Annotated in this window: 27 protein-coding genes, 1 pseudogene and 1 riboswitch; of the genes and pseudogenes, 6 read left to right on the top strand and 22 right to left on the bottom strand. The window is 62.6% G+C overall.

All coding sequences use genetic code 11. From position 1 onward, the window contains the following. Position 1: 1 nt before the first annotated feature. From EJ079_RS21930 to EJ079_RS21920, 3 genes and pseudogenes are all read right to left on the bottom strand, one after another. Positions 2–298: pseudogene (locus EJ079_RS21930) on the bottom strand (bifunctional adenosylcobinamide kinase/adenosylcobinamide-phosphate guanylyltransferase); the annotation flags it as partial. A gap of 53 nt (positions 299–351) precedes the next feature. After that, positions 352–1,257, bottom strand: coding sequence for a CbtA family protein (locus EJ079_RS33590; protein WP_127810138.1), 906 nt, complete (start codon positions 1,255–1,257; stop codon positions 352–354). A 35-nt stretch (positions 1,258–1,292) separates the two neighbouring features. After that, a riboswitch (cobalamin riboswitch) is annotated at positions 1,293–1,490 on the bottom strand. Positions 1,491–1,555: 65 nt separating this feature from the next. Next, positions 1,556–2,755 carry an MFS transporter gene (locus EJ079_RS21920; RefSeq protein ID WP_127810137.1) on the bottom strand — a complete coding sequence of 400 codons (1,200 nt, stop codon included), beginning with the start codon at positions 2,753–2,755 and terminating at the stop codon, positions 1,556–1,558. Positions 2,756–2,977: 222 nt separating this feature from the next. On the opposite strand from EJ079_RS21920, the gene EJ079_RS21915 reads away from it, so the two are divergent. Both EJ079_RS21915 and EJ079_RS21910 read left to right on the top strand, forming a co-directional pair. Beyond that, positions 2,978–3,976, top strand: coding sequence for a DUF1624 domain-containing protein (locus EJ079_RS21915; protein ID WP_127810136.1), 999 nt, complete (start codon positions 2,978–2,980; stop codon positions 3,974–3,976). Next, positions 3,973–4,449: an isoprenylcysteine carboxylmethyltransferase family protein gene (locus tag EJ079_RS21910; protein ID WP_127398844.1), complete on the top strand. Its 477-nt coding sequence runs from the start codon at positions 3,973–3,975 to the stop codon at positions 4,447–4,449. Before EJ079_RS21915 ends, EJ079_RS21910 begins: the two co-directional genes overlap by 4 nt. A 306-nt stretch (positions 4,450–4,755) precedes the next feature. Here the strand turns inward: EJ079_RS21910 and EJ079_RS21905 are convergent, their stop codons facing one another. The 4 genes from EJ079_RS21905 to EJ079_RS21890 all read right to left on the bottom strand — a co-directional run bounded on the left by EJ079_RS21905 (position 4,756) and on the right by EJ079_RS21890 (position 8,266). Further along, entirely contained in the window at positions 4,756–5,142 is a 387-nt protein-coding gene (locus EJ079_RS21905; protein WP_023685221.1) for a MerR family DNA-binding transcriptional regulator, read from the bottom strand. A gap of 157 nt (positions 5,143–5,299) precedes the next feature. Next, positions 5,300–6,718, bottom strand: coding sequence for a magnesium transporter (mgtE, locus tag EJ079_RS21900; RefSeq protein WP_127382185.1), 1,419 nt, complete (start codon positions 6,716–6,718; stop codon positions 5,300–5,302). A gap of 311 nt (positions 6,719–7,029) precedes the next feature. Beyond that, complete coding sequence (locus tag EJ079_RS21895; protein WP_027037864.1) at positions 7,030–7,347, bottom strand: hypothetical protein; 318 nt, start codon at positions 7,345–7,347, stop codon at positions 7,030–7,032. 31 nt (positions 7,348–7,378) lie between these two features. After that, a complete protein-coding gene (locus tag EJ079_RS21890) occupies positions 7,379–8,266 on the bottom strand; it encodes an RNA ligase family protein (RefSeq protein ID WP_127810135.1) in 888 nt (295 codons plus the stop codon). 79 nt (positions 8,267–8,345) lie between these two features. Between EJ079_RS21890 and EJ079_RS21885 the strand changes: the two genes are divergently transcribed. Both EJ079_RS21885 and EJ079_RS21880 read left to right on the top strand, forming a co-directional pair. Continuing rightward, the gene (locus EJ079_RS21885; RefSeq protein ID WP_127810134.1) at positions 8,346–8,615 is read left to right on the top strand and encodes a hypothetical protein; all 270 of its coding nucleotides are present in this window, start codon (positions 8,346–8,348) and stop codon (positions 8,613–8,615) included. Positions 8,616–8,634: 19 nt separating this feature from the next. Then, positions 8,635–8,910, top strand: coding sequence for a hypothetical protein (locus tag EJ079_RS21880; protein ID WP_127810133.1), 276 nt, complete (start codon positions 8,635–8,637; stop codon positions 8,908–8,910). Between the two features lie 65 nt (positions 8,911–8,975). On the opposite strand, the gene EJ079_RS21875 is transcribed toward EJ079_RS21880, so the two are convergent. The 7 genes from EJ079_RS21875 to EJ079_RS21850 form a co-directional block, all read right to left on the bottom strand. Then, positions 8,976–9,302, bottom strand: coding sequence for a hypothetical protein (locus tag EJ079_RS21875; RefSeq protein ID WP_127810132.1), 327 nt, complete (start codon positions 9,300–9,302; stop codon positions 8,976–8,978). Beyond that, positions 9,286–9,750, bottom strand: coding sequence for a hypothetical protein (locus EJ079_RS21870; protein WP_127810131.1), 465 nt, complete (start codon positions 9,748–9,750; stop codon positions 9,286–9,288). The genes EJ079_RS21875 and EJ079_RS21870 overlap by 17 nt, the downstream gene beginning before the upstream one ends. Continuing rightward, on the bottom strand, positions 9,747–9,920 hold the full coding sequence (locus EJ079_RS33390; protein WP_164873832.1) for a hypothetical protein: 174 nt from the start codon (positions 9,918–9,920) through the stop codon (positions 9,747–9,749). The genes EJ079_RS21870 and EJ079_RS33390 overlap by 4 nt, the downstream gene beginning before the upstream one ends. Positions 9,921–9,939: 19 nt before the next feature. After that, positions 9,940–10,413 carry a hypothetical protein gene (locus EJ079_RS21865; protein WP_127810130.1) on the bottom strand — a complete coding sequence of 158 codons (474 nt, stop codon included), beginning with the start codon at positions 10,411–10,413 and terminating at the stop codon, positions 9,940–9,942. Continuing rightward, positions 10,410–10,817, bottom strand: a complete 408-nt coding sequence (locus tag EJ079_RS21860) for a hypothetical protein (protein WP_127810129.1) — start codon at positions 10,815–10,817, stop codon at positions 10,410–10,412. The genes EJ079_RS21865 and EJ079_RS21860 overlap by 4 nt, the downstream gene beginning before the upstream one ends. Next, positions 10,814–11,101, bottom strand: coding sequence for a hypothetical protein (locus EJ079_RS21855; RefSeq protein ID WP_127810128.1), 288 nt, complete (start codon positions 11,099–11,101; stop codon positions 10,814–10,816). Before EJ079_RS21855 ends, EJ079_RS21860 begins: the two co-directional genes overlap by 4 nt. A 65-nt stretch (positions 11,102–11,166) precedes the next feature. Next, positions 11,167–11,694 (bottom strand): peptidoglycan recognition family protein, encoded by a 528-nt coding sequence (locus EJ079_RS21850; protein ID WP_127810127.1) that lies wholly within the window; start codon positions 11,692–11,694, stop codon positions 11,167–11,169. On the opposite strand from EJ079_RS21850, the gene EJ079_RS33385 reads away from it, so the two are divergent. Then, a complete protein-coding gene (locus EJ079_RS33385) occupies positions 11,693–11,869 on the top strand; it encodes a hypothetical protein (RefSeq protein WP_164873831.1) in 177 nt (58 codons plus the stop codon). The genes EJ079_RS21850 and EJ079_RS33385 overlap by 2 nt on opposite strands. 130 nt (positions 11,870–11,999) lie before the next feature. Next, positions 12,000–12,209 carry a Flp family type IVb pilin gene (locus EJ079_RS21845; protein ID WP_127810126.1) on the top strand — a complete coding sequence of 70 codons (210 nt, stop codon included), beginning with the start codon at positions 12,000–12,002 and terminating at the stop codon, positions 12,207–12,209. 128 nt (positions 12,210–12,337) lie between these two features. Here the strand turns inward: EJ079_RS21845 and EJ079_RS21840 are convergent, their stop codons facing one another. The 8 genes from EJ079_RS21840 to EJ079_RS21805 form a co-directional block, all read right to left on the bottom strand. Next, positions 12,338–13,648 carry a hypothetical protein gene (locus EJ079_RS21840; RefSeq protein WP_127810125.1) on the bottom strand — a complete coding sequence of 437 codons (1,311 nt, stop codon included), beginning with the start codon at positions 13,646–13,648 and terminating at the stop codon, positions 12,338–12,340. After that, entirely contained in the window at positions 13,648–14,553 is a 906-nt protein-coding gene (locus EJ079_RS21835) for a hypothetical protein (RefSeq protein WP_127810124.1), read from the bottom strand. Before EJ079_RS21835 ends, EJ079_RS21840 begins: the two co-directional genes overlap by 1 nt. Positions 14,554–14,682: 129 nt before the next feature. Further along, the gene (locus tag EJ079_RS21830; RefSeq protein ID WP_127810123.1) at positions 14,683–14,970 is read right to left on the bottom strand and encodes a hypothetical protein; all 288 of its coding nucleotides are present in this window, start codon (positions 14,968–14,970) and stop codon (positions 14,683–14,685) included. A 29-nt stretch (positions 14,971–14,999) separates the two neighbouring features. Continuing rightward, entirely contained in the window at positions 15,000–15,683 is a 684-nt protein-coding gene (locus EJ079_RS21825) for a hypothetical protein (RefSeq protein WP_210214650.1), read from the bottom strand. Between the two features lie 22 nt (positions 15,684–15,705). Continuing rightward, entirely contained in the window at positions 15,706–16,263 is a 558-nt protein-coding gene (locus tag EJ079_RS21820) for a hypothetical protein (protein ID WP_127810121.1), read from the bottom strand. Positions 16,264–16,273: 10 nt separating this feature from the next. Continuing rightward, positions 16,274–17,047: a hypothetical protein gene (locus tag EJ079_RS21815; protein WP_127810120.1), complete on the bottom strand. Its 774-nt coding sequence runs from the start codon at positions 17,045–17,047 to the stop codon at positions 16,274–16,276. After that, the gene (locus EJ079_RS21810) at positions 17,047–17,490 is read right to left on the bottom strand and encodes a hypothetical protein (protein ID WP_127810119.1); all 444 of its coding nucleotides are present in this window, start codon (positions 17,488–17,490) and stop codon (positions 17,047–17,049) included. The genes EJ079_RS21815 and EJ079_RS21810 overlap by 1 nt, the downstream gene beginning before the upstream one ends. Next, positions 17,490–19,250, bottom strand: coding sequence for a hypothetical protein (locus tag EJ079_RS21805; protein WP_127810118.1), 1,761 nt, complete (start codon positions 19,248–19,250; stop codon positions 17,490–17,492). The genes EJ079_RS21810 and EJ079_RS21805 overlap by 1 nt, the downstream gene beginning before the upstream one ends. Positions 19,251–19,252 lie beyond the last annotated feature (2 nt).

Genomic DNA, 19,252 nt, shown 5'->3' with positions numbered 1-19,252 from the left:
GTCATTTCACCTTGAGCGGCAGCCCCGCCACCATCAGCAGCACCATGTCGGCGACGGCGGCGACCTGCTGGTTGAGCCGGCCGGCGGCATCGCGAAACCGGCGCGCCAGTGCATTGTCCGGCACGATACCTTGGCCGACTTCATTGGATACCACGAACCATGGCCCGCGCGGCCGCGACAGCACCTCCGCCAATCGCCGGCATTCCAGCTCGAAATCGTGTTCAGCCAGCATGTGGTTGGTCAGCCACAGCGTCAGGCAGTCGACAAGCACCGGCCGATCCTCCGGCAAGGCGGCAAGCGTACCTCTTGCCGGAGCGCGCACCGCCGATGAGGAAGGTCAGTGTCTTGCGATCAGGCAAAGCTGTCGCGCAGGCTGGTCGCGGTGCCGGTGAAGCGGCCACGCACCACACCGACGACCGCGCCGAGCACCAGCCAGAACACCAGATTGGTCACGGTCACCGCCACCACGAACTGGTGATGCAGCCCTTCCGGAATCGCCGTCTCGTAACTGCCGGGCTGCGGCGCACCGACAATATGCGGCGCGACGATCAAAAGGACGGCAAGGATCGCCAGCGGCAGCGACTTGCGGAACGCGATCAGGCCGAGACCGGCGGCGGTCGCCGCCACCGTTGCCCACCACCAGATCTGGCGCTGGGTGAGATCGGCGGCCGGCATGGCCGGCAGTTCCGGCGGCAGGCCGAGGCCAGGCGCCAGCGTGAACACGGCGAAGCCGGCCAGGCCCCAGAACACGCCCTGGCGCCAGCCACCGATGCCGCCGGCGAATTCGGAGACCGCGACCAGGATCAAGGCGAAGCCGATGCCGGTGACAATGTTGGCAAGCACGCTGAAGGCGAAACGCTCGAAACCGTCTGCCGGCGCCCAGCCTTCGTCTGCCGGAGCGGCTTCCGCCGCCGGGGCAGCAGAGTTCATGGCATCTCCCGCCGGTGCAGTTGTGCTCATGGCATTGCTATCCGTTGCGGCCGGAGCGGCATGGTCATGGTGATGCCCGCCGCCCGCCTGTTCGTAGACTTCCGCCTTCAGGATCAGCGGCACGGTGGCATAGGCTTGCAGGCAGGCGAGGACGACGCCGGCCACGATCGAATGGCGATAGTCGTGAGCCGCATTGTGGACCGCATCGATATGCGAGAAGCCGACAAAGCCCATCACGAAAACGCCGAGCAGCGCGGCAAGAGCGAGCTGCATGAAGCGCGACTGCGAGGAGACGGAGGTGCCGAGGGAGACGGAAGCGGTAGTCATGTCTTGTCCTTTCGCCCTCCACCCGAGGGCATCGAAGTCAGTTTCCTGTCGCCGGCAGGTCTCCTGGCTCACGGATCAGCGTCCTTCCCCACCTTCCCGAAGAAAAAATCCTCAGTGGTTTATGGGGAGGACTACCGCACACAGTTGCGGGGGCAGCCACGGCATTGGGCGAAATTCGCCCTCACCGCATTCCCTCTTGGCTCCAAAATGGAACCGGCGACACCGATGATTATAGGCAGAATCCTCGCTTCCGGCAAACCAAATTCCGCCGGTGACCATTGCGAATGCGCCATGAAGGTCAAAGTGATTTCGGCAGATAGCGCCACGTCACAAAGCCGCAGACCGCCGCCAGCAGACCGAGCGTGACGAACACCGAGCCCAGGCCGAAGAAGGCCAGCGCCACCGAATAGACCAGCGGCGGCGTCAACTCGGAAAAGTCGAGATAGGTGCGGTAGACCGCTGCCATCTGAGATCTTTCATAGGAGCGCACCGAGCGCATGAAGGCGGTCGAGCCGAGGGCGTCGAGCGCAATGGTGAAGAAGGCACCGCAGAGCAGGAAGGTGCCGGTAAGCAGCGGCACGGTTTCGCCGACGAAGCCCGCCGCCAAAAGCGCGGCCGACATGGCGAAATAGGCGAATGTCATAGTCCCGCGGCCACCAAAGCGCTTTCCTGCCTTGCCCCAGAAAATCGCCATGAACAACAGCGCATTGCCGGCCGAAACCAGCAGGCCGCCGGCCAGCTTACCCTCACCTGTGATGACCATGAACAGCGGCCCATAGACGAAGAACGTCGTCCAGAAGCAGGAGCGGCCGAAGGCGATCAGCCAAGCCAGCCTGAGCCTGGGCTGCGCCACGAAGCGGCCGATATTGGCGAGCGGATTGACGGGGCGCGTCTTGCCCGGACGGATAGACTGGTTGTCGCCGAGGCGGTAGGTCCAGAACAGCGCCAGCAGGGCAAACGCGAACACCGCGACCGCACCATGCGCGGCATAGATGCCGAAGCGCGTGTAGAGGAAGATGCCGAGCGTCGGCCCACCGGTCCAGGCCAGCATCGACCACGCCATGCGCAGCGATTCGGCCTGCATGAAGTCGGTCTTGCGGATGTGGTCCATGATGTAGAGATTGAGCGTGATCGACAGCGCGCTGGCGCCCATCACCCGGCACAGCATGCCGGCCAGTTGCCCGGCAAGCGTGTCGGTGACGAAGAACAGCGAGCCGACGGCCAGCAGGCAGGCGCCTGATGTGTAGACCCAGCGCCGGGCAAAACGGCGGATCAGCATCGGCATGAACAATGTCACCGACAGGCCGAGCATCGCCACGACTGTGTAGAGCATCGACACGATCTGCTCGTTGTGCAGGATCTCGTAGGCCTGGATCGGGATGACGCTCGACACCGTGGCGCGGGCGAAGGATTCGACCGCATAGAGCGACGCGAAGGTGCGCGCGTCCGCGGCCTTGAGAGCCGGCAGCCAGATCGGATGGCGCACATGGGTGGACATTGCTTTCCCCGAAGCAGATTCACCGGGTCAAATCTGACGTGGCGATCCCAGCGCCAATAAGAGGAAACCGACGCGCATCCGGCAAAAGCGAAGCCGGCCAAAGGCTTCCCTGCACTGGCCCAATGCCGCGGCTGATCCGGGTTGTCGGCAGAGTTGCCGGTCTTCTTTTGTGCCGGGCAACCGTGATAGTCCTCCAGCGGGGCTGAATCAGAATGCGAGACCATGAGCATCCAAACGCCGACCGCACCCGTTCCGGATCGACCAAAGCGCATCGTCGCTATCGACATCGTGCGCGGCATCGCGCTGATCGCCATGGCGAGCTACCATTTCACCTGGGATCTGGAGTTCTTCGGCTACACCGATCCCGGCCTGACCGCCTTCGGCTGGTGGAAGATCTACGCGCGCGGCATCGCCTCGACCTTCCTGTTCCTGGTCGGCGTCAGCCTGTACCTCGCCCATGGCCGACAAATCCGCTGGAACGGCTTCTGGAAGCGATTCGCCATGGTCGCGGGAGCCGCGATCGCGATATCGGTCGTCACCCGGATCGCCACGCCGGATGGATTCATCTTCTTCGGCATCTTGCATGAGATCGCGCTGGCCAGCCTGCTCGGCCTCGCCTTCCTGCGCCTGCCGGCTTTGTTGACGCTGGTCGTCGCCGGGCTCGTCATCACGGCGCCTGTCTATCTGCGCCTCGAGGCGTTCGATCACCCATGGCTGTGGTGGGTAGGCCTGTTGGCGAACAATCCACGCTCCAACGACTACGTTCCGTTGTTTCCATGGTTCGGCGCCGTGCTTGCGGGCATCGCGATGACGAAACTCGCCACCGGTTCAGGCGTACTTGCCCGGCTTGCCGAATTGGCGCCCGGTCGCTGGGCCAACCCGCTGGTCTTTATCGGCCGGCACAGCCTGGCGTTCTACCTGATCCACCAGCCATTGCTGATCGGCTGCATGTGGCTGTTCTCGCAGATCATGCCGGCACAGGTCGAAACCCCGCAGGTGAATTTCCTCAAAACCTGCCAGCTGTCCTGCGAGCAGTCGCGCGACACCGAGTTCTGTACGAGCTACTGTGTCTGCATGCTCGATACGCTCGAGGGTGAGGCGACGCTTGATCGGCTCTACAACAACGACCAGACTGCGGAATGGAAGACGCATCTGTCCGATCTCGCCGGCATGTGTACCGCCAAGACCGACAGCAAGTTGATGGAGGAAGGGGTCAAATGACCGAGAACCAGCCGAAGCCGGGGCTCATACCGTGGCCGCCGCTGATCTACACCGCCGCCATCGCCATCAGCATCGCGCTGGGCCTGCTCTATCCCCTGCCCTGGATCGGTGACCTCCTGGGCGATATTCTTTTCGCCACCGGCTGGGTGGCGCTGTTTGCCGTCGCCGCGCTCTGGGTCACCGCGATCCGCACCATGGTCCGCGCCAAGACCACGCTGAACCCGAACGCTGTGCCCGATCACCTGGTCACCACGGGTCCCTTCGGCATCACCCGCAATCCGATGTATCTGGCCAACACCCTGCTGTTGATCGGGGTCGCCTTTGTCTCGGGCATCGTGTGGTTCCTGCCGCTCGCGTTCATCGCCGCCTATGTCACGCAAAAAATGGCGATCGAAGGCGAGGAAAAGGTGCTGGCGGCAAAATTCGGCAAGAAGTACCGCGACTACGCCAAACGCGTGCGCCGCTGGATCTGAGCTGGCGCCCCTGGTTTCCATCGCGGAGAGGTTTTGACAGGTGCACACTTCGGCGATTAGCGAACTTCGTCATCCTAGGGCGAAGCAGGAGCGCAGCTCCGTCGCGGAGACCCTAGGATCCATGCCGTGACCTCGGTCGAGGAGTGCAGCGGAGCAAAGTTCTGCGCCGTCGCGGTGCATTGCAGTCATGGCATGGATCCTAGGGTCTGCGCCGCGTCGCTACGCTCCTTGCTCCGCCCTAGGATGACGAAGGAATAGACGTCTCCGCTAATTCCGAACGCTAACGCGCGACAGAATCCAGTCCGCTCAGGTATTCACGCCAAGCTCAACCAGCCGCTCCACACAAGATTCCTCGGCCTGGTCGAGTTCAGCCAGCGTCTCCTCGAGATCGCGGCGCTTCTGCCGGAGATCCTCGCGCTTTTCCTCGATGCGCTTGATCATCAGGTTGAGCTGGCCGACTTCGCCGGGCGGCTCCTTGTACATCTGGATGATTTCGCGGATTTCGTTGATCGAGAAGCCAAGCCTCTTGCCGCGCATGATCTGACGGATGAGGTGCCGGTCGGAGGGGCGAAACAGACGCGTGCGGCCACGCCGCACCGGCTGCACCAGCCCTTCGTCCTCGTAAAAGCGAAGCGTCCGCGTCGACACGTCGAACTCGCGGGTCAACTCGGTGATCGAATAATATTCTCGCATTGCCACTCCCGCACGCCGAAACCAAGGGGCGATCGCCATGCCGGCGTCACCCTTATGTCCCGAACCAAAACCCGTGCCATGCCGGAATCGACATGGCGCCCCGCGCAAGCCTCGCACGGCATTTACGTAAAAGTCAATTAAGCCAAAAGGCGTGCCTTCAGGGCACACCGAACCACCACGTGGCAATGCCGAGAAATGCAAAGAAGCCGACGACGTCGGTAACCGTGGTGACAAAAACTGCCGAAGCGACCGCCGGATCGACCTTGAAACGATCGAGCAGCAGCGGGATCAGGATGCCGGCCAGGGCGGCCACGAACATGTTGATGATCATCGCCGCCGCGATGATGCCGCCCAGGTTGGGGTCACGGAACCAGGCTGCCGCAACGATGCCGATCAGGATGGCGAAGACGATGCCGTTGATGAAGCCGACACCCATCTCGCGGCGAATGATGCGGCCGGCATTGTAGATGTCGAGATCCCTGGTCGCCAACGCCCGCACGGTGACGGTCATGGTTTGCGAGCCGGCATTGCCGCCCATGCCGGCGACGATCGGCATCAGCACCGCCAGTGCGACGATATGTTCGATCGTGCGGTCGAAAAGGCTGATCACCGACGCCGCCAGGAACGCGGTCAGAAGGTTGATCAGCAACCACGGAACGCGTGAGCGCGAGGTCGAAAAGATGCTGTCGGAAAGCTCCTCGTCGCCGACGCCGCCCATGCGCATCAAGTCTTCTTCGGCCTCCTGCTGTATGACGTCGACAACATCGTCGATGGTCAGAACGCCAACCAGCCGTTCGTTCTCGTCGACGACTGCGGCCGACAAAAGATCGTACTGCTCGAATTCCCGTGCAGCCTCTTCCTGGTCCATGGTGGCCGGAATGGCGTGCCGCGTCTCGTGCATCACTTCCTCGACCTTGACCGAACGCTTGGTGCGCAGGATCTGGTCGAGGTCGATGGCGCCGAGCAGCTTGAAGCTCGGATCGATGACGAAGATCTGGCTGAAGCGCTCGGGCAGATTCTGGTCGTCGCGCATGTAGTCGATGGTCTGGCCGATCGTCCAGAACGGCGGCACCGCGACGAACTCGGTCTGCATGCGGCGGCCGGCCGTCTCTTCGGGATAGTCGAGCGAGCGGCGCAGCCTGATCCGCTCGGTGAACGGCAGCTGCGACAGGATCTCGTCCTGATCCTCCTTCTCGAGGTCTTCGAGAATGTAGACGGCGTCGTCGGAATCGAGCTCCTGTACCGCCTGCGCGATCTGCGCATTGGGCAGACTGTCGACGATCTCCATACGGATCGCCTCGTCGACCTCGGTCAGCGAGGAGAAGTCGAAATCGGCGCCCAGGAGCTCGACCAGCGCGTGGCGCTGTTCGGGATGCAGCGCCTCGAGCAGGTCGCCGAGTTCCGACTGGTGCAGGTCGTCGACTTCATGCTTGAGGGTCAGCGTGTCGCGGTCGGCGATCGCCGCGCCAATCCGCGCCAGGAAGGACGAAAGCACGGCGCCGTCCTCGCCATAGATGTCGGCGTGGTGCTCCTCGGCGGCCCTGGCGCCAATCGTCCGTTCGTGCTCGCCTTCCACCAGCGCCTCCCGCCACAAGAATCCCGGAAAAGGTGCAAATCAGGTCTAGAGCATCGGACCCAAAGGGGAAACCGGTTTCGGGAGAATCCGACGCTCAAAAAGAAAGTGGCGTAAAGCGCGGGAATATCAAACGAAATGCGCCCGGCCCGCAGCGGGCGGAGCTTGCACAATCGGGATCTGGGAAGGAAAATGGTGCGGTCGAGATGCACCCGCACCTGTGTGTGCTTTTGAAAACACTGCGCAATTCGGCACAAGTCCGAAATTTGTGGCACATTAGGGGGCACAATAGGTGGTACGGCGAAGATGTCGCCCTAACGCCCCTCCTCCCGCCACACCGGCACGCGCTGGATCTTGATCGCCACAAGGCGGCGGATGCGCAGGCCGACGGCTTCCTTGCCGGTCGGCACAAAGGCTTCAACGTCGAGATAACCGTGGTCGGCGGCGTTCTCGCATTTCATCCGGTACATCAGCGAATCGACGTCGACGTCGCCGAATATCTGGATCAGGTCGGACGGGAAATAATTGTGGCTGCGCTTGCAGTAGCGGCAGCGCACGCGCACCAGGCGCAGGCTGTCGTTCAGGTTCGACAGCGGATAATCGCGGTGCTTCGGGGCGTATTGTTCCGGCATGAGAACGAAATAGGAACAATCGGCAAGGGCGTCAATCCTCGTCGAGGAACCCTTGCACGGAGGCGTGACGCAGCTTGGGCTCGCCGCGCAACGTCCTGACGCTGGCCTTGATGCCGGGCTTTAGCCATTCGATTTCAGGCGTGATCTGCGCCGTGGGAACGCCGTGCGGCGGCGCTGCCTTGGCCTGCCGGACACGTTTCCACAGCCGATCCTTGATTGCACCCGTGGTGGCGATCACGGCCTTGCCAACGTACTTGCCATCCCGCGCGAACAGCCCCTCGGTCCGTTCGCCGGCCTTCCGCTTGATGCCGATGAGTTCAAAATCGCCGATGTCCCAGCATTTGATCTTAAGCCAGGCTTCATCCTTGGCGCCGCTGCGATAGGGGCTGAACTTGCGCTTCGACACCACACCTTCAAGCCCCATCCGTTCGACCGCTTCGTAGAACTCGGCGCCGCCGCCCTGGACATGCTGGCTGTACTGGATGATGCCCTTGGCCGGCTTCACCAGATTCCAGAGGATGGCCTTGCGCTCGATCGCCGGCCGCGGGCGAAGATCCTCGCCGTCCAGATACAGGATGTCGAACGCCACGAAGGCGAGCAGTTCGGCATTCCAGGCCATGCGCGAATGCATGGCATGAAAGTTCGGACGTCCGTCCGGCTCGGGCGCGATCATCTCCCCATCGACGATGAAGGATTTCGCCTTGAGTTGTTCGGCGGCAGTGACGATCGGCCAGTAGCGTTTCGACCAGTCGTGTCCATTCCTGGAGAACGCTCGGGCGCCGGCCCAGTCGAGGATGATCTGGGTGCGGAAGCCGTCATATTTGATTTCGTGGATCCAGTCGTCGCTGACCGGCGGCTCCAGAACAAGGACGGGTTCCTGCGGTTTGATGAACTTCAGCCGGTCTGCGGCGTTACGCATGCACAAAACTCCAACCGCGATTCAAGGCGAGCGGGCCGTTTTGGTTGCATTTTAGCCGAATTGAATGTGGAAAAGGTTGATGAAGATCGAAGCCAACGACTGCCGGGCGGTACTGCGGATGATCAGGGCCACGATCGAGGAACACTGTCCGCCGGGTGTCCTGCCCAGCGAAGAGATGGTCAATGGGCTTTACGGGCCGGAGCTGATGGACGAGGCGGAAGCGATATCTGCGGCCATTGTGGCGACGGTGGAGAGGTTGCAACTGTCAGTGGTGAAGCCGCCGGCGCCGAGCATCAAGGCGTTAGCCCCAAACGAAAAAACGCGCCGCACCTTTCGGCACGGAGAGTGATTGTGATAAAGACATCAGCATGAAGAAGCTTGACCCGGTCAAACTCGAACTTGCCTTGGCCGATATGATGTTTGCCAAACAGACGGCGCAGGACGCTATGGTGCGGCTGGCGCAAGCTGTCGCATCGACCAACGAGGCATTTGAAATGCTTTCCGTCGAGGCCAGAATTGCATTCGCTGGCGACCCGTACCTTGAAAACAGCCACGTCGACCGCCAAGCCTTGGGGGATTTCGCCGCGCTCGATCAAGCGGCGGAAGCCTTGGCCCTCATCGTCAACAGCCATATCTCCAAATAGCAAAAAGGCCCGCCCCGGCGTGAACCGAGGCGGGCCTTGTTGATTTGGTCGGCTGGGGCTGGCGGTCAGCGTCGCCTCGGCGGATGGCGCCTTGGCCCCGATTCTTCCTGTTCTTCGCGACGATCAAGTCGCTCGAGCAGCGTCTTGTGCATCTCTTCCATCTCGTCGGTGCGCTTATCGGCCAGAGCCTCAAGTGCCTTGGCGCAACGGTCGAGCACCGCGATCACCCGCTCGGTCTGTTCCTTGTCGCCGAATCCGAAGCCGACTCCGGCGACCACGGCATCGAGGCCGCGCGGTCTCTCCCGAAGCGTTCGCAGATAATTGCCGATAGCTCCGACAACGACGACCGCCCCGACAGCCGCAGTCCCAAGCAACTCAGGCGTCAATTCCATTCCCAGCCACCCGCTTATGGTTAGCGTCCGATCTGCCCGCTTCGCCAAAGGCGCGGATGACATTGAAGCAATCAAGAGAGAACAGCACCGGATAGATGGCAAGCCCGGTGCCATGCTCGCCGCCCTGCAGGATGCCGACGGTGATCTCGAACCAAAACAAAGCGCTGATGAAGGCGGATAGTCCGCGCGCGTGCGGGGACTTACGCCAGGCCCCGTTGACGGCCAGCACGACCAGTCGACCGCCGCCGACGACGAGGCAGAGGGCCGCCCATGTGTCCTGCGGCATGATAGCGGCCAAGGCCCGATAGGTGGCAGGGCCGCTCTGGAACAGATCTGGGTTGAGGTTGAGGATGGCAGACCAGCCGAACAGCATGGTTGCCAGCGCCCATTCGGATGCTCTGGCCGGGAAAGTGTCGCGCAGCGACCGGGAGATGTGGGCGAAGATCATTTGGTCAGCGCCGTGATGGTGACGGCCTTAGCGTGATTGAGGCGCCGACAGTCGCCAAGGCGACGGCGGTCCTCGGCGTGCAGCTGCGCCTGCTCCCAGCTCGGGACAAAACGATGCGGGATGTCGACGACACCCTCGCATTCCTGCTTTACGCTGGCGTCGACATGCACGGCCGGCTTCGGAAGCAGGCTATCGGCCGACGGCGTCCAGTCGTGTTGACACCCCTGAAGAGATGCCAGCAGGCTTGCAAACAGCAGGCTTCGTAGGATCGGGCGGACCATTATCGTCATCCTTCTGCGCGCGCACCAGCTCGGCGATGCGGGCTGCATCGCTGTGCTGCTTGTCGATGTATTCTTGTGCCGCGGCGTCGATGTCCTGCTGGCGCGTCCTAGTGTCGGCCGCCTGTGCGATGGCGGCGAGACGCAGCTTCTCCTGCCACAGCGCCGCCTCGGCCTTCCCGCCGGCGGCGTATTCCCGATCGACACGGCCGTCGACGAGCGAGGCGAGCTTAGGACCTGCCCACGGGATGTCGCGCAACGGGCCGATCGGGACGCCTTCATAAAAGAAGATGACGCCGCCAGCGACGATCAGCGGCAGGCCGACGCGGGAGGTCGCGAAGGCGAGGAACGGACCAACGTAGGGGATTGCGGCGAGAGCGATCATTCGTCGGCCTCCCTTGCGACCCGCATCCCGAGGGCATGGCGCGGACCCTTATGCAGCGCATTGGCCCATTCCTGCGCCTGTATCTTAAAATCGATCGGCAGCCCGGTCAGCCTGGAGAGCCAATCGGAGATCGCGATCGAGTTGATCAGCCACTTCGGATCCATCTCGAATGTCGACGCCGTGGCGTGCGGGAACTCCCTCTTGAACTCCTCGTCGCTCATAATCATGACGACGTCGACGTCGCGCCAGTCGGGGCGTTCGATCGCGCTGCCGACCAGATAGATGCCGTAGGACTCATAGGCGGCATTGAGCTGCTGGCACGCCAGCTGCAGCTTGAAGATGGCCGGAACGCCGACGTGGCTGGGTTTCTTGCGCTTCTCCGGCGGCTGTTCGGGCTCGCTCATTCAACCGTTCCTTGCTGCTGCTGTGGTCCGGCGACCGTCTGGACGGTGATTGTCTGATCCGGGCCCGGCGTCGGTTCGACAGGCGGATCCGCGTAGGGACGTGCCGCCCTGGTCGTGTAGATGGCGACGACATCCTGCATGGTGGCGAACCCGGTGTAGCCGAAGACCAGCACCATGATGATCAGCTGCCAGCCCCACGCGATCGTCTCGTTGACCCGGGTGTCCGGTGCGTTGATCAGGATGAAGAGCTGGTAGCAGGCCCAGATAAGAACGGCGTAGAGCATGACCCGACGCCACAGCCAGGAGGGCTCACCGTTCTTCCGCCGCTCCACCGGGGGCGCCATAGATGTTAGCGGCCCAGCTTCGAGACGACCTCGGCACGGAAGCGATCGCCGCATTCGCGCGCTGTATCGAAGGCCGGGTCGAAGGGAAGCTTAGCGATGTCCCACTTGCCGCGCTGCTGGATGCCCAGGTTCGCCTGTACCTCGGCATGCGACAGCACCGTCCTCGGGCCGACCGGGATCGTGTAACGGCGGCACAGTTCGGCAACGACCGTCGATGCCATGTCCCACTGCGCCTTCGTCAGCGGCTGCGAACCGGCGCTGAACGGCCGCTCGATCGCATTGGCCATGGCGCACATCGAGACGCCGATCGAGCCTGTGTTGCAGTTGAGTGTGTGCGCCGCATACCCGGATCGCGCCTTGGGCATCGTATTGAGGTCGATCGACGGGATACCCCGGATCAGCTTGCCGTCATCCTCGATCAGCAGATGGTAGTGCTTGCGGTCGAAGTCGGTCGCCTTGTGGGCGCCGGCCGTCCAGTGAAGGATGACGCGCGCAATCGTGGCGTCCGGCATCCAGTTGGATGGGATAGGCATGGCAGTTCCTTTCCGCCCTCGCGGGCAGGTTGAAATAACGGGGTATATCTATGCAAAGCGCGAGCACCCGGCCGGCATGCTCGGGACCGATCGCTTGCTGCTATGGTTAAATCGCCAAAATGCTTTGCAGAATCACGCGCTTACCTTTTCCGGCAAGCAGATCGCCAAGTCTTAGCGGTTAACGTTGCGTTAAAATCTCTTTGACTTCGGCATATCAGCGGAGGCTAAATAAGTTCCGACGGGGAGGCTTAGGGCAACAGATGCCGGCAACTCCGGGGTTCGAAGTCAACAACAGGGGAAGTAACATGCGTAAAATGATTGCACAGTTTCGCGACGACGAAAGCGGCGCCGCAATGGTTGAATACTCCATCCTCATCGGTATCATTGCCGTCGCCTCAATCATGACGGTCCTCGCGATCGGCGGATGGGTGAACGGTCGTTTCTCATCGCTCTGCACCGCACTTGAAGCATCGACAGTTGGTGGCTGCAACGCCGCCACCGGTGTCGGCAGCTAATCGGAGACAAGCGCGCGCCTGAACCCGGCGCGTCAGCGATAGCGGCCCTGGCCTTTCTTTGGAGGTTGGGCCAAAGCCCGCTATCGGCCTAGGAGGGGTCGGCGTCTCATCGCGCCGGCCCCTTTTCGTCAGACGAATGATACCGCAGCTACGACTTCAAAGCCGGCCGCCGAGGACGCCTGGACGTTGTAGGTGCTGGTGGCGGCGAGACCCGTTGCATGGCCCGCTGCCTCGCGCATGTGAACGATGCCATTGCCGCTATCGCATTGCTGATCGTGGTCGAGCGAGACACCAGAGAATGCGAAGGCACCCGTCGCCGGCTCGACGCCGCTTGCAGAAGCGATGACGCAGCCATTGGCGCTTACGGTCAGGGTGCTGATCGTCGGGTTGTCGCCTGTTGCCGTCTTGAAATCGACATGCACGTTCGAGGTGTAGCCGGTGATCGTGTAGACATCGGCGGCCGAGAATGAGTGGATCGCGCTCCAATCGTCGATGATCGTGATAACGCCACCCGTCGAAATCTCGCGATAGGCAATGCCGGTTTGCGTGCCTTCGTTGAGAGCATCGTTGATGCCGTTTTGCCCGGCAAGGGTGCCGAGAGTGCCGTCGATACTGACCGAGACGAGGGTCCGCTGGGCGGCGGCGTTGCGAAGGCTGTGCGGGCAGACGACAACGAGTTTGGGGCCTGCCGCACCAACATCGGCGGTAAATGTGTGCGGGTCGATCGTGAGGATATCGGTAAAGGTGCCGATATAGGTGACAGTCGGGCCGGACGGCGCCGCCGCATCGGCAAATTGATCAATCACAATCGAGAATGGCCCGGCATCGGCATTGTTGAACCACAGCGCGATGCCGAAGGTGAGGACGCCGGAGACATTGGAGAATGGTGTCGGCGTCTGGCCGGTATATTCGTCGGTGTAGGTCACATTGTCGGGGCTGGTCTGGAACTTGTAGGTGGCGCCATCGGCCGAGACCACCAGCCTGATATAGTTCGGCCCGGCCTGCGTGCCATTGGCAGCCGCGCCGCCGTCGGATTCGGTGTGACCGGTCTGCTTGTTCCAGCCATTCGGCGGGGTGCCGTTGACCTTGTATTTGTGCAGACCGGTCGAGCCGTCGCCGCGCAGGCCGACGATGTGGAAATCGTTGCCGTTCTTCAGCCCGAAGCCGACCATCGCCAGTTTGCCCTGCTGGGCGAGCTGCGAAAACTGCGGCGTGTAACGGAAGGTGTATTGCCGGCCGGCCGTGAGGGTCGCGAGCGGATAGACGAACTTGCCGAATGATCCCGGCTTGACCTTGCCGGTTACGGTGGTGTTGCCGGAAGCGGTCGTGGTGACGACAGGCTGCTCGACAAAGCCGCCATCGCTATCGCCGGAGCCGCCTCCGGCAATGACGGCAGCGCCGGGACCACGCCGGCCGAGCAGATACGGGGCGGCGGTCATCAGGCGGCGCCCTGGAAGCCTTCAAGCGTGGCGATCCATGTCGACTGCGCAAGCGGCGAGGCGACCGCCTCCAGCGTCTGCAGCAAGCCGAACACGGTCTTGGCGCCAGAGGTCGGCAGCGTGATGATGCGCGATCCCTCATCGGGCACGAAGATGCCGCCCGAGCCATCGCTGAAGGTGCGCATCGTGCCGGAGAGCGAGCCGATGAAGGTCGAGCGAGGATTGGAGAACGCCGCGTTGTCGCCGGCGGCGACGGTCGGCGAGGCGCGGAACAGCCACATGCGCAGCGCCTTGCCGGCAACGCCGGTGTCGGACGTGATCAGCCGCAAACGCTCGATGGTGAACAGATCGTCGTTGACATCCGACATCGAGAACGAGAACGGCGTCACCGATCCCGCCGTCGTGCTGTTGGCGACGGCGTCGTTGGCGGCATAGGCGCTGGTGTCGTTCGGGCGCGTCATCGTGGCCGAAACCGCTTCGATGAACTTGGTCTTGACCTTGCCGACGAGTGCAGTCCCGGCCGCCAGTGCAAACGCCGCATCGGATGCCGGCACAACCGATAGGGAGGCCGCTCCGGTCTTGGCGCCGAGGGATGCCGGCAGCAGGGCGATCAACGATGTCAGGCGTTGCGCGATGCGCTGTAGCCGCCCGTTGAGGCCGCTGGAGGCGGTGTCTGTCGCCGGCGCGGTTTCGGTGAGTGCGCCTAGCCCAGCGACGGCAGGGTCATCACTGGCGAGCGTGACGCGCTGAACGCCGGCCGCCACAGCACCAGCGCCACCAAGCGCATCGGTGGCGGAACCATCGGCACCGAGCGAAATCTTGACGCGCTGATGCATGACGCCGCCGACATCATCGAGGGCAACGGTTACGCCTACTCCAGGAGTGATCGTAGTGTTGTCAGCCATGTCAGCGCGCCTTTGTCAGGATGAGGAGGAGACCGATCGGTTGACCGGCGGTGGATGGGCCACTGGCGGCGGCGGCCTGGGCAGAGCCCTGCACGCCGAGACCTAGACCAAGACGGTTGAGGCCGGCCATCAGGCCGCTTTGACGGCGACTTTCTCGCCGCTCTGGATGCCGAATGTGTAGGGAATGTCGGCCTTGATCTTGCGGCGGTCTGCGGATTCCACGTCCGGATCGTCACCGATCGCCACCCAGCAATCGGCATCGGCAAGCAGTTCGGCGATTTCCTCGCCAGCCGCGGTCAGTCCGCCGTCCGCCGGCATGGTGATGGTTTCGGTGCGGCAGCCGGAACCTTGCGCCACCGGCGCGTCATAGTCGCGGCTGGCATCAATGCGCGAAAGGGTAACGATGAGCGTGGCCATCGGCGGTATCCTTCAAAAAGGTGCGGAAATCAGGCGGTGAGCGCCGGCAGATCGGCGGGCAGCATGGCCGGGTAGATCGTAATCGAGCGGATATAGATGTCGTTCAGCGAGTTGCCGGTGCCGGAGCCATCATGGCCGAACAGCACGGTATCGACCGATGCCATATGGGTGAGGTAATTCACCGTCTGCGTCGTTGCAGCACCGCCATCGGCGCACCAGGCATATTCGTAATCGCCACCACCGACAGAGCGGGCCAGCGTGATCGCTTCCTTGTGCGAACCCGATCCCGTCACGCCATCGTCGACGAACAGATCCCAGTAATCGCTCAGATTGCCGGAGGCCCTGGCAATGATCGCCTCGTCGGCATCGTCGACATTGGCGCCATCGGCCATGAACATCAGGAAGCCGGACGGATCAGTCGCGGAGCTGAGATCGAACAGGATCGTACAGCCGGCCGCCAGACCTGCGGCGAGATCAGCCAGCAATACGCCGATCGCCTTGGGCCGGTTGCCGTTCGATGGCGTGATCCGCATGCCAGAACCGGAAATAGCAGCAGGGTCAAAGTCACCGCCGAGCAGACTGGCAATCGTCCTTTCCGCGCCGGCGGCGAAATAGTGTGCGTTGGCGAAGTCGAGGAAATCGTCTGCGCCGGAAGGAACCCAGACCGGTGTTCCCTGCGCAGGCGCGCCACGCTGCGCCAAGGTGCCGAGCATCACTGGCGTATCTCCTTGATCGTCATGCCGTCACGTCCTCGGCAAGCAGGCCGATCAGATCCCACTCGTCGGTGGCGACCTTTTTGAGCGTCACCGTTGCGCCCTCGACGCCGGTGCTGTTGAGAAACCCGACAATGCCGTTGAGCGTTGGCCCGGCTGTTGCGGTATCGAAGATGATGGTGCCGTCGCCCGCCTGGCGAAACGTGATCTCGGTGTCGACCGGATAGGCGACACCGGCGTTGAGCGGCACCATCACGGTCAGGTCGGCATCGCCGGCGTAGCGCTTGTAGCCATTGGCATCGGCAAGCACCGGCACATAAATGCCGTCGGTGTCTTCCTCGATCGTCGCCACGACGCTCGGCCGGAAATTCGCCTGCGGAAGGGTGAAGGGTCCGAAGACGGTGGCATCTTCCAGATAGATCGTCATCTGGGTGCCGGTGACGGTGATGTTGGAGATGTTGACCGGTTCCGGCGGGCTGTCCTCCATCGCCTGGATGCGGTCGTCGACATCATGGAAATTGTTGTCGACCTCGGTCGCTGTGAGGTTCGAACCCTTCACCGAGCGGTAAATGATTGTCATGGGAAAATCCTTACGAGGTCGGATCGTCGTCGGGAGAGCGCTGGCACAGCACCCAGAGCGCGCTTGAAGCAACCAATGTGGATGGCTCAGGCTCCATCACCGTTTCCACTGCCGAGGCATGGGCGCGGAAGGCCTTGCCATCGACCATCACGACGATGTCGGTGAGCGAAAACCCGGCCGGCGCGATCGGCGTTGTCGACAGGCTGAAGTCTGCGGCCCAGACGACGAAACCCGGCGGCCCCGGCCACGGCAAGCCGACCGCCTGGAACTCAGGCGTTCCGGTGATTTCCTGCCCATTCAGGTGAATGGTGACCGCGCCCTCTTTGAACTCGGCTGTCCCGCCTGGCATGATCAGGCCCGTGCCGGTGCCGGTCGCCGCGTCCCATTCGGCGCGCGGAACATCGGCGAAGTCCGGTGGGTCTTCAGTGCTCTTGGCGCCGTAATATTCCCATGCGCCATAGGTCGAACTTGCATCTGTCAGGGCCGGAGGGTCCGGAATGCTGTCAGGCGTTGCGATCTGCCACGAGTGCCCGTTCCAGCCTTGGAAACTGCTGACTGGCGGCGTGCCGTAGACCAGATCAGCGGCGGTCAGATAGATGCTGGTGCCGGTGATCGGCGTCACATAGAATTCGTCTGTCCATGAGACAGGATCGAAAGCGACAGTCACGCTAGATTTGACATGCACCTTGAAGGCGATGTGCGTCAGTTGCTTCCAATGCACCTCTACAATGCGGCTGAACGGCCCAAGATTGACCGGACGCGCGACCGAGCCATAGGACACCATTATTTGTACGCGTCCGCCGGGGCCAGATTGAAAGCCCGGTAAAGGCCGTCATCTCGCCCGAGGAAAACGACGCGCAGCGTGTTGCGGACCATCACATATTGCTCAGGATCGTCGGGATTCTCGACGCGGATTGTCTCCCAGCAGCGCGAGACCTCATCAAATTCGATGATGTGGATTTCCTTCGGCTCATCGTCCTGGTTGCCGTCGTCCGGCCATGTGACGGTTGCTCCAGGCTGCGTCTTCTGCTCCGGTGTCGTCAGCGTGAAGCGCGATGCCTTGCCGAAGCGGAAATGCGCATCGCCACCCTCGTCCGGCTTGATCTTGGCCAGAGCGCGTTTGAGCACACCATCGCCATTGCCGCCGCCGTCGGAAATAAACAGACGCGCGCCGCTGGAATTGCGGCCGGCGCGCCAAGGATTGGCAGGCCCGCGAATATCGACCATCAGGCGGCCTCGAGGTCGACGGTTTTAGGGACGGCAAGAGCACTCACATCGAGCGGATAATCGGTGATGAACGGTCCACCCTTAAGCACCTTGAAATCGCCATCGACCTCGGTGAACACCTGGTTCAGCGCCTCGATCGCGGCTGACAGGTCTGGCTTGAAGGCCCCAAGAACAGCGGCTTGCGTCGGCAGCGGATTGACGATGGTGATCTGCTCGACCAGCGTTGCCGGGTCCATGACGAGGAAGTCGACGCCGTCGTCGTTGGGTGGCACCAACAGATAGTCTTCCGACAGCGTGACCTCGCCGGCGATCGGCATCACCGTTCGTCCGACATATGCCTGGTAGCCGTCTTCGACATAACCTTCCTCGACATAGCTAGGCTCACCGGGAACCGTGGTGACGGTGTTGCCCTTGCCGACGGTGCAGCCAATGGTGATCGATGCGATGGGCGCCCCATTCGAAGCCGTGATCGCGTAGCCGATGATCTTGCCGGTGGCGGCACCGCCCGGAATGCGCGGATCGGCGATACCGGCATTGTAGCGGCACGACAGCCTGTCGACGAGATCAGCGGTGAGCGGCGCCGAAAAGCTGACCTGCACCGCACGCGACCGTTCCAGGAGTATGCGACGGGCACGGCAGATCAGGAAATCAATGCTGCGACGGCCGCGCTCGGTGGTGAGGTATGCCCGCTTGCGGACATCTCCGATCGGCGGCGCCCCATCGGGGAAATCGGTCGTCGGTTCGTCAACCGGCTCGTCGGCATCGCCCGAGGCCTTCATCTCCGTCACGTCCTGCCCGCCAGGGTCGGTCAGAATGGCCTGGCAATCGGCGGTGAGCGTGAACGACACCGTTTCCTGCCGGTTGCGGGAAACATCATAGTCCGCCAGGAACACTGGCTTCATGGTCCAGATCGGGAACTGGCCGGTGCCGTTGGTCATGACGATCTGGTGATAGTCCTGCGGCACGACAAAGCCATCGGTGCGCACAATGGAACCGTCGCCGAACGTCCAGCCGCCGCCGATGCGATCATCCTTCTCGGGATAGTCCTGCATCAGCCCGTCGCCGGTCAGCGACTGGATGGCATAGCCATTGCCTGATCCTGCCGTGGTGAAGGCGGCAACAAGCTGCTTGGTGAAATCGACCGTTCCCGTCGCGACCTGTGCCCAGTTGATTTCGGCCGACACCTTGATCGAGGTCAGCGGCGGCTCGCCGGGATCGACAGCCAGGCTTTCCCGGATGAACTCACCGGCGAAGTCGATGATCCCGTCCTCGCCGTTGAGGATGTCAGAAGCTGTCACCCCCAGGTCGACGCGGTCGATATGCCAGGCGTGCGTATAGCCCTCCAGCACCGTGTCTGGGTCGCTTCTGGCATCTGCGTTTATGAACATTGGATCCCAGTAGGGCGCCACCTTCATCGCTGCGGCCAGCGCGCGCTTCTGTGCATCATAGTCGGACGGCCGGGCCAGGATGGTGAGCGTCACGGCATTGCCCTGGATCTGCTGCGGCACACCGACCAGCCGACCGAACAGCAGCGGCAAAACGCCGGCCGTCGGATTGTTGTCGTCAGACCAGGACAGCCATGCCCATTGCTTGCGGCCCGGCCCGAGCAGGCCGACGCGCGGGTTCTTGACCGAGATGTCGAGACTGGCGAACGCGCCCTCCTTGTGGGTGAGCGAGATCGAGACGATTTCCTCATCCTCGACCTGATGCTCAAGGCCGAAGGTGGTCTCTGTCTCGTCGACCCAGGCGAAGAACCACATAG

This window comes from Mesorhizobium sp. M7A.F.Ce.TU.012.03.2.1 (assembly GCF_004006095.1).
Classification (GTDB): Bacteria; Pseudomonadota; Alphaproteobacteria; order Rhizobiales; family Rhizobiaceae; genus Mesorhizobium.
The sequence above is the reverse complement of the archived record's forward strand: the minus strand, read 5'-3'. Positions and strand labels throughout refer to the sequence as shown.